General features: G+C 73.6%; 11 protein-coding genes and 1 tRNA gene. 9 read left to right on the forward strand and 3 right to left on the reverse strand.

Features of this window, described 5'->3' with window-relative positions; translation table 11 throughout:
* Together E1298_RS40825 and E1298_RS40830 are read left to right on the forward strand one after the other, a co-directional pair.
* Positions 1–1,078, forward strand: a 1,078-nt coding sequence (locus E1298_RS40825; protein WP_341770694.1) for a carbohydrate kinase family protein, incomplete at its 5' end; no start/stop codon positions are given.
* A 72-nt stretch (positions 1,079–1,150) separates the two neighbouring features.
* On the forward strand, positions 1,151–1,438 hold the full coding sequence (locus E1298_RS40830; protein WP_131902750.1) for an anti-sigma factor family protein: 288 nt from the start codon (positions 1,151–1,153) through the stop codon (positions 1,436–1,438).
* Here E1298_RS40830 and E1298_RS40835 read toward each other — a convergent pair.
* The gene (locus E1298_RS40835) at positions 1,389–1,694 is read right to left on the reverse strand and encodes a DUF3618 domain-containing protein (RefSeq protein WP_131902751.1); all 306 of its coding nucleotides are present in this window, start codon (positions 1,692–1,694) and stop codon (positions 1,389–1,391) included. The genes E1298_RS40830 and E1298_RS40835 overlap by 50 nt on opposite strands.
* Positions 1,695–1,818: 124 nt before the next feature.
* On the opposite strand from E1298_RS40835, the gene bcp reads away from it, so the two are divergent.
* The gene (gene bcp, locus E1298_RS40840; protein ID WP_207945135.1) at positions 1,819–2,286 is read left to right on the forward strand and encodes a thioredoxin-dependent thiol peroxidase; all 468 of its coding nucleotides are present in this window, start codon (positions 1,819–1,821) and stop codon (positions 2,284–2,286) included.
* Positions 2,287–2,311: 25 nt separating this feature from the next.
* Here bcp and E1298_RS40845 read toward each other — a convergent pair.
* A tRNA-Leu gene (locus E1298_RS40845) sits at positions 2,312–2,396 on the reverse strand.
* Between the two features lie 247 nt (positions 2,397–2,643).
* Here E1298_RS40845 and E1298_RS40850 point away from each other — a divergent pair.
* From E1298_RS40850 to E1298_RS40870, 5 genes are all read left to right on the forward strand, one after another.
* Positions 2,644–3,606, forward strand: a complete 963-nt coding sequence (locus E1298_RS40850) for a sensor histidine kinase (protein WP_131902753.1) — start codon at positions 2,644–2,646, stop codon at positions 3,604–3,606.
* A gap of 80 nt (positions 3,607–3,686) precedes the next feature.
* The gene (locus E1298_RS40855) at positions 3,687–4,601 is read left to right on the forward strand and encodes an MEDS domain-containing protein (RefSeq protein ID WP_131902754.1); all 915 of its coding nucleotides are present in this window, start codon (positions 3,687–3,689) and stop codon (positions 4,599–4,601) included.
* The gene (locus E1298_RS40860; RefSeq protein WP_131902755.1) at positions 4,601–5,533 is read left to right on the forward strand and encodes a sensor histidine kinase; all 933 of its coding nucleotides are present in this window, start codon (positions 4,601–4,603) and stop codon (positions 5,531–5,533) included. The genes E1298_RS40855 and E1298_RS40860 overlap by 1 nt, the downstream gene beginning before the upstream one ends.
* 102 nt (positions 5,534–5,635) lie before the next feature.
* The gene (locus E1298_RS40865) at positions 5,636–6,493 is read left to right on the forward strand and encodes an MEDS domain-containing protein (RefSeq protein ID WP_131902756.1); all 858 of its coding nucleotides are present in this window, start codon (positions 5,636–5,638) and stop codon (positions 6,491–6,493) included.
* A gap of 44 nt (positions 6,494–6,537) precedes the next feature.
* Positions 6,538–6,993: a hypothetical protein gene (locus E1298_RS40870; protein WP_131902757.1), complete on the forward strand. Its 456-nt coding sequence runs from the start codon at positions 6,538–6,540 to the stop codon at positions 6,991–6,993.
* Between the two features lie 24 nt (positions 6,994–7,017).
* On the opposite strand, the gene E1298_RS40875 is transcribed toward E1298_RS40870, so the two are convergent.
* Positions 7,018–7,539, reverse strand: a complete 522-nt coding sequence (locus E1298_RS40875) for a SigE family RNA polymerase sigma factor (protein ID WP_243726139.1) — start codon at positions 7,537–7,539, stop codon at positions 7,018–7,020.
* Between the two features lie 29 nt (positions 7,540–7,568).
* Here E1298_RS40875 and E1298_RS40880 point away from each other — a divergent pair.
* A partial coding sequence (locus E1298_RS40880; RefSeq protein WP_243726140.1) for a hypothetical protein occupies positions 7,569–7,838 on the forward strand: 270 nt, incomplete at its 3' end.

Here is a 7,838-nt window from a genome sequence, read left to right on the forward strand (position 1 = left end):
GCCCGACCCCTGCGCCGAGCGCGGCCCGGCCGGCGAGATCCTGCGCTCCGACGGCGCCCCCGCCCCCGGCCTGGACGTCTTCCTCGCCGGCCAGGTCTTCATGGACATGATCTTCACCGGGCTGCCCGGCCTCCCGCCGCCCGGCACCGAACTGGTCACCGACGGCCTCGGCTCCGCGCCCGGCGGCGTCGCCAACATCGCCGTCGCGATGAGCCGGCTCGGCCTGCGCACCGGCCTCGCCGCCCCGTTCGGCGACGACATGTTCGGCGCCTACCTGTGGCGCACCCTGTGCGAGCAGGAGGACGTCGACCTCGCCTGGTCGCGCCGCGTCCCCGGCTGGTCCACGCCCGTCACGGTGTCGCTCGCCTACGCCTCCGACCGCAGCATGGTCACCTTCACCCGGCCCCCGCCGATTCCCACCGACGACCTCGTCGCCGAGCCGCCCCGCAGCGCGACCTGCTTCATCGACATCGACCGCCCCGTCCCGGCGTGGGCGCTGGAGATGCGCCGCGCCGGCTCCCTCGTCTTCGCCGACCTCGGCTGGGACCCCACCGAGACGTGGTCGACCGACGTCCTGGACCGGCTCGCCGACGTGGACGTCTTCCTGCCCAACGCCGTCGAGGCGATGGCCTACACCCGCACCGCGTCCCCCGAGGACGCCCTCGCCGCGCTCGCCGGGCGCGCCCCCGTCGTCGTGGTGAAGACGGGCTCCCGCGGCGCCATCGCCGTCGACTCCGCCACCGGGGAGAGCGCCGCCGCCGAGGCCCTGCCCGTCCAGGCCCTCGACCCCACCGGCGCGGGCGACGTCTTCGCCGCCGGATTCGTCTTCGGCACCCTCGCCGGCTGGCCGCTCGGCCAGCGGCTCCACTTCGCCAACCTGTGCGCCGGGCTCTCCGTCCGGCACTACAGCGGCTCCCTGGGCGCGCCCTGCTGGGGCGAGATCGCCTCCTTCGGCGAGACGGGCGAGGTCGCCGCCGAGGTCCTGGAGCGCTACTCCTTCATCGTCCCCTACATCCCCGAGACCGAGCTGGAACGCGGCGCCGACTCCGTCACCCGCGCCGAGCCGACCCTTCGGTGAACGGGAGGGGCGCCTGAACCGGCGGGGCGCCCGCCGGTGAACGGGCCCGCGCGCTGCTCCGTACTCCAGGACGTGGGAGCAACGGACTGCGGCCACTACCGCCTCGGCCTGGGCGTCTACGCGCTCGGGCGCCTCTCGCGCGCCGAGGCCGACGACCTGGGCGCGCACCTGCGCGGCTGCGCGCCCTGCCGGGCCGAGCTGGACGAGCTGCGCGGCGTCGCCGACCTGCTGGCCCGCACCGCCCCCGCATGGCCCCCCGCATGGCAAGGCGCCGGCCACAGAACGCGGACCGGCGCCTCAAGGGTCGGGCTCAGCGGCGCTTGCGCCTGCGGCGCCAGAGGACCAGGGCGGTCACGGTGACGGCCACGCCGACGCCCGCCATGACGACACGCCGGTCGAGCCCGCCGCCCTCCTCGTCCTCCCCGTCCGGCCGTACGATCGCGGTCACGACCTGGACGACCTGGCCGGCCTCCTCCTTCAGCCGCTCGGCGCTCCGGTGCGCGACGTTCCTCGGGTTGACCCGGTCCGCGAGCTCGTCGATCGTGCGTGCGAGCTCCAGGCGGGTGCGCTCGATCTCCCGCTCCAGCGCCTCCGGGTCGCGGGCCCTGTCAGCCATGCCGTGTCCTTATCGTGTCGAGCGACGCATGATCCGAACAGTGTCGCAGGTCTTCCCGGCGAACGCCCGCCGCACCCCGGGCGGTACCGTGGGAGCCACCATCCCACGCGAAAGGCGGAACAGGGTGTCCGAGCGGCTGCAGCCGGGCGACGTCGCCCCCGATTTCACGCTTCCCGACGCCGACGCCTCCCCGGTGTCGCTGTCCTCCCTGCGCGGGCGGCGCGTGATCCTCTACTTCTACCCGGCGGCCATGACCCCCGGCTGCACCAAGGAGTCCGTCGACTTCCAGGGCAGCCTCGCCGAACTGGAGGCCGCGGGCGTCACCGTCGTCGGCGTCTCCCCCGACGACCCCGCCAAGCTCGCCAAGTTCCGCGAGAAGGAGGGCCTCACCTTCCCCCTCCTCTCCGACCCCGACGCCGAGGTCCTGCAGACCTACGGCGCCTACGGCGAGAAGAAGCTCTACGGCAAGGTCGTCGTCGGCGTCATCCGCTCGACCTTCATCATCGGCGCCGACGGCATCATCGAGAAGGCGTACTACAACGTGAAGGCCACCGGCCACGTGGAGCGCCTGCGCCGCGACCTGTCGGTATAGCCTCCGCGTTCGCGGGACGGAGCCGTGCGGGCGGGGGGATTCGAACCCCCACGGTGTCGCCACCAACAGGACCTAAACCTGCCGCGTATACCTGATTTCGCCACGCCCGCCGGGCCCCCGCGCGGGGGTCCGTTCAGCTTAGCGTCCTGGTCGATCGCCATGACAGCGAAATAGTCCGTCCCGGGGGGCCGTGACCTGTCACGGTCCCCGCGGGCATATTGGACGGGAATCTCGGCGACGCGGCGGGCCACGGCTTACGCTGGGTGGGCCCGCCGACGCCGCGGCGGTGGTGACGCCGTGAACGAACTCAGGTGGTCCACCGTGAGCGATTCCCCTCCCCATGGCATCACCCATCGCATGCTGCCTTACGGCGGGGTGGACGAGTTCCTCGAAGGCGCGCTGCCGTTCCTGCGGGACGGCGTCGACGCCGGCGACCGGGTCCTCGCCGTGGCCGGCGCCGGGCGGGAGCTGCTGCTGCGGGAGGAGCTCGGGCCCATGGCGGCGGGGGTGGAGTTCGCCGAGGCCGACACCTGGTACGGGCATCCGGCGCGGACGCTGGCCGACTGCCTGGCCCTCGCCGACAACACGGCGTGGCAGGGGCGGCGGCTGCGCGTCCTCGGGGAGCCCGCCTGGGCGGCCCGTCCACCGCTGGAGGTCGCGGAGTGGCAGCGGATGGACGCCGTCGCGAACGTCGCGTTCCGCGGCACCGGTGCCTCGATCATGTGCCCGTTCCCGGCGTCGCTGCCGGCGGGCGTGGTCGCCTCGGCGCGCAGGACGCACCCCGAGACGGTGCGCGGCGCGCGGGCCCTCGCCAACCCCGGCTTCATGGACCCCTGGGCCTACAACGCGCGGTGCGACGGCGAGCCCCTGTCGCGTCCGCCCGACGATGCCGACGTCCTGAAGATCGAGCGTCCCGACCTGTACTGGCTGCGCGCCTACGTCGGGGACTACGCGCGGGGCACACCGCTGCCCGAGGAGGATCTCCAGCGGCTCCTCGTCGCGGTCACCGAGATCGTCACGAACGCGCTGCGGCACGGCGAGCCGCCGATCGTGCTGCGGATGTGGACCGAGTCGTCCGGTGACCGGTCGCTGGTCTGCGAGGTCTGCGACGAGGGACGGTGGGAGCCGGACTCGGACTACGGGCTCGTCCCCCCGCGTCCGACCGGGACGAGCACGGGCGGGCGGTTCGGGTTGTGGGCGGTCAGGCTGCTGTGCTCACTGGTCCAAATCCGCACGGGCGAGGACGGGACGACCGTCCGGCTGAGGCTCAGGCTGCCCGCCCTGCCTGCACGAACACCTGCCACGATCAACAGAGCGTGAGGAACTCTATGCGTTTCGCTTCCCAAACCTCGCGAGCGGCGTAGGCTGAACGGGTCCCCGACAACCTCGATGGGCAGGCCATGGACATACCCTGGTTCGCCAAGCGACCTGTCAGCGCCGTCCGGCCCGGTGACCACGGCTGGCTGGCCTACTCCGACGCGGAGGAACGCGACCAGGTCATCGGGACCTTCGTGCGCGAGGGGCTGATGACCAACGAGAAGGTCGTCTACGTGACCGACTCCCCGCCCGAGCGGCTGCCCGGGATCGGACCCCGGCACCGGATCGACACGCGCGCCTACAGCAGGACGGGGCAGCTCCGGGTGATCTCTCACCGGGACGCCTGCCTCGACCGGCGGGGCGCCTTCGCGCCGGCGATGATGCTGGACACGCTCGGCCGGGAGGTGGACGAGGCGTTCGGCCAGGGTTTCCGGGCCGTCCGCCTGACCACCGACTACACCTGGGTTCTGAGCGGGCCCGGGCGCCCGGACCTCGGCCAGATGCTGGGCTGCGAGCACCGCGTCGGCGAGGCCGTCGCGCCCAGCACCATGGCGATGGCCATCTGCCAGATCGACCGGCGCGCCTGCCCGCGCGCCGAACTGGTCGCCCTCCGCGACACCCATGAGGTCCTGGTGGAAGTGAACCCCGAATTCGACGACGGGATCCTGAGGATAGTGCGCACCTTCGACCCCAACGGGCTGCGCGTCGAGGGAGAGCTGGACGCCGCCAGGCACGCGGTGTTCGCCGAGAAGCTCTCCCAGGTGAGCACCGAGCGGCGCCGCGTCCATCTCGACTTCTCCCGGCTCGGCTTCATCGACCTCGGCGGGCTGAACCTGCTGGCACAGCACGCGACCGCGCTGCACGCCGACGAGGCGCTGGTCCTCGACCACCTTCCGGCGGACGTGGAGAGCGTCATCGAGATGGTGGGCTGGCACCGGCTGCCCGGCCTGGCCCGCGGACGCGGGCGCGGGCTCCCGGAGACGGAAGGCATCGGCTGATGACGCTGGAGCACAAAGCCTTCCTTTACGGCCACGTCGATGACTTCCTGTCCGTCACCGTCCCGTTCCTGAAGTCGGGGCTGGAGCGCGACCAGGTGGTCGTCGCGGTGGTGCGGGAGCCGAACCTGAGCGCCTTGCGCGACGTCATGAAGCCGCATGGAGGCGCGATCGAGTACTACGACTCCGCGGGGTTCTACCAGCACCCCGTCCACACCCTGCGCGACTACCAGACGATCGTGAAGCGGAGCGAGCCGCGCACCGTGTGCGCTCTGGCCGAGCCGATCTGGGGCGGGTGGGACGACCGGCAGACGCTGGAGTGGATCCGCTACGAGTCCCTGATCAACGTGGTGTTCGCCGACTCGGGCGCGCGCGCGCTGTGCCCGTACGACTCCGGCACGCTGTCGCCCCGGATCGTCGAGGAGGCGCGGCGCACCCATCCGCTGCTGCTGCGGGACGGGCGGAGCGTCGCGAACGAGGAGTACATCGACCCGGCGACCTACGGCGCCGGCTGCGACCGCGACCGGTGCCACGGCCGTCCGGACAACGCGGAGTACCTGACGGTCGACGGCGACGACCTGCACGCGCTGCGGTCGTTCGTGGCCGAGCGGGCGCTGACGCACGGCCTGGCGAAGCAGCCCTCGCAGAACCTCGTCACCGCGGTGAACGAGGTGGCGGCGAACGCGCTCCAGCACGGCACGCCGCCGATGGGCGTGTGGGTGTGGCGCGACGGCGAGGACCTCGTGTGCGAGGTCGGCGACAACGGTTTCTGGCGGCCCAGCCCGCTCACCGGGTTCATCCCGCCCGACTCCGCCCTGCAGCAGGGTTTCGGCCTGTGGACGGTCCGTCTGCTGGTCGACCTGATGGAGCTGCGGGCGGGCTGGGACGGCACGTTCGTGCGCCTTCGCGTTCGGAGACGGCCGGTTTCGTTCTAGGTCTCACATACTGGAAATCCCCCGTAGGCGACCGGCTACATGGTGTGGCACCGTGCCACCTAGTGTCGATTCTGGCCCGGTGATGCGGCGGTGGAAGGCGTTATGGAGACCCTCTGGTCCGTCCGGAGGCCGGTCCGTGATCTGCGGCCCGGTGACCATGCCTGGCTGGCCTACGCCTGCGAGGACGAGCAGCGCCATGTCGCCGGCGCGTTCGTCCGCGACGGGCTGCTCGCCCGCGAGAAGGTGATCTACCTCGCGGGCTCGGTGCCGGCCGTCGTGCCGGGCGTGCCGCCGGAGACGCCCGCCGGGCTGCTGACCGTCCTGCCGGCCGGTGAGGCGGGCGGCCGCCGCTTCGATCCGCCGGCCGTGGCCAGGACGCTCGCGGCGGAGATCGCGCGGGCCGAGCGGCAGGGGTTCCGCGCGATCCGCGTGGCGGCCGACATGACGTGGGCGCTGCGCGGTCCCGGCGGCCTCGACCCGCTGCTCGACTTCGAGCGCCACCTTGAGCGTCTGGTGCCGCCGAGCACGCACATCACCGCCGTCTGCCAGCTCGACCGGCGGCGCTGCCGGCGCGCGGAGCTGGCGGCGCTGCGCGCGGGGCACAGCGTGCTGGCGATCCCCGACCCCGAGTTCGAGGACGCCGTGCTGAGGATCGTGCGGACGTTCCGGCCGCCGGGCCTGGCGCTGACGGGCGAGCTGGACGCCTCCCGGCACGCGGTGCTCGACCAGGCGCTGGCCTCGGTGATCTCCTGCTCGGGGACGGGCGAGGTCCATCTCGACCTCTCGGGCCTCGGCTTCATCGACCTCGGCGCGATCAACCTGCTGGCCGATGTCGCGGGCCGCCGCGCCGCACCCGGCCGGCTCGTCCTCGACCGGGTGTCGCCGCAGCTGCGCGCCGTCATGGAGACGGTGGGCTGGAGCATGCTGCCGGGCCTTCGCCTCGGCGAACCCCCTCCCTGACCGCTGATCCGCTCGGCTCGGGTCCGTCCGGTCACCCCGGGTTCGTGCGGGCACGGGGCGAGACCATGGTCACGGACGGGGCCGGATCCGTCGAGGGCGGGCCGCTCGGCCACGCCGTCGGTGTCGGCGGCCGCGCCGTCGGCCGCTTCGTCGGGCCGGGCGTCTTCGACGGCCGTGGGCGGGAGGGGGGCGGTTTCGATCCCTCCGCCGATCTCGACGGCGTGCTGCCAGGAGGCCGGGACGGCGTGCCCGTGGGCGCGTCCGACGGCGGTGAAGGCGAGGAGGGCGGCGTCATCGGCCGCGGCGTCTCCGGCTCTCCCCCTCCCGGCCACAGCAGGACGGCCATCGCCACCAGGACCGCGGCCGTCACGGCGGCCGCCAGCACGGGGAACGCCCACCGCCGCAGGGCACCGCGGGCCGGTGCGGCGGCCCGTCCCGCGTCCTGGAACCGGCGGACGGTCCCGGGACCGGCGTGGATCTCGTCGGCGGCCGCGCGGTAGTGGTCGCGCAGCAGGGCGTCGAGCTCATCCCCCATGCGCCCCGCCTTCCCCCATGTGCTCCCGCAGCGCCGTCATGGCCCGCGAGGTGTGGCTCTTCACCGTTCCCCGGGAGATCCCCAGAGTCTCGGCGATCTCCTGCTCGCTCAGGTCGCACCAGTAGCGCAGCACGACCACCGCCCGCTGCTTGACCGGCAGCGCGCGGAGCACCTCGTCCAGCTCGCCGCCCGCGGCCCCCGCCGCGGGGGCGCCCCCGGCGAGGCGCTCCACGTCCGCCACCGATCCGACCGGCGTGTCCCGCCGGCGGGCCCGCCGCTTGTTCTCGTCGATCGCGAGGTTGACCAGCACCTTGCGGGTGTACGCCTCGGGGTTGCCGCCCGAGACGCGCCGCCAGCGCCGCGCGACGCGCTCGTACGCGACCTGCACCAGGTCCTCGGCGAGATGCCGGTCGTAGACCATGAACACGGCGGTGCGCAGCAGGCGACCCGCGGTGGCGGCCACGAACTCGTCGAACGTGATCTCCGCCCCGCGGATCTCCTGGGTGCCCACGGTGGACAGCAGATCCCACCTACCGCCCGTTGCCGGACGCCGCGCTGCCGACCCTGTGCGGCCGCTTGCTGGGCCGCGGCGTCACGGTCGGCTTCGGCGGGATCGGCGACGGGGTCGCCGACGGCGGGGCGGGCGACGCAGTCGGCGGCTTGGTCGGCCGCGACCCGCACGTCGGGGTGGGCTTAGGCGGGTGCGGCGGCCGGGAGACCGTCGGAGTGGGCCTCGGCGGCCGGGAGACCGTCGGGGTGGGCCGCGGCGGGTGCGACGGGTGGGAGACCGTCGGAGTGGGGCGCGGCGGC

The organism is Actinomadura rubrisoli, from assembly GCF_004349215.1.
GTDB classification, from domain to species: Bacteria; Actinomycetota; Actinomycetes; order Streptosporangiales; family Streptosporangiaceae; genus Spirillospora; species Spirillospora rubrisoli.

Bases quoted from the DNA above. Each gene is read 5' to 3' on its own strand.
- E1298_RS40835 (WP_131902751.1), bottom strand. From the start codon at position 1,694: ATGGCTGACAGGGCCCGCGACCCGGAGGCGCTGGAGCGGGAGATCGAG.
- E1298_RS40860 (WP_131902755.1), top strand. From the start codon at position 4,601: ATGACGCTGGAGCACAAAGCCTTCCTTTACGGCCACGTCGATGACTTC.
- E1298_RS40865 (WP_131902756.1), top strand. From the start codon at position 5,636: ATGGAGACCCTCTGGTCCGTCCGGAGGCCGGTCCGTGATCTGCGGCCC.
- E1298_RS40855 (WP_131902754.1), top strand. From the start codon at position 3,687: ATGGACATACCCTGGTTCGCCAAGCGACCTGTCAGCGCCGTCCGGCCC.
- E1298_RS40850 (WP_131902753.1), top strand. From the start codon at position 2,644: ATGCTGCCTTACGGCGGGGTGGACGAGTTCCTCGAAGGCGCGCTGCCG.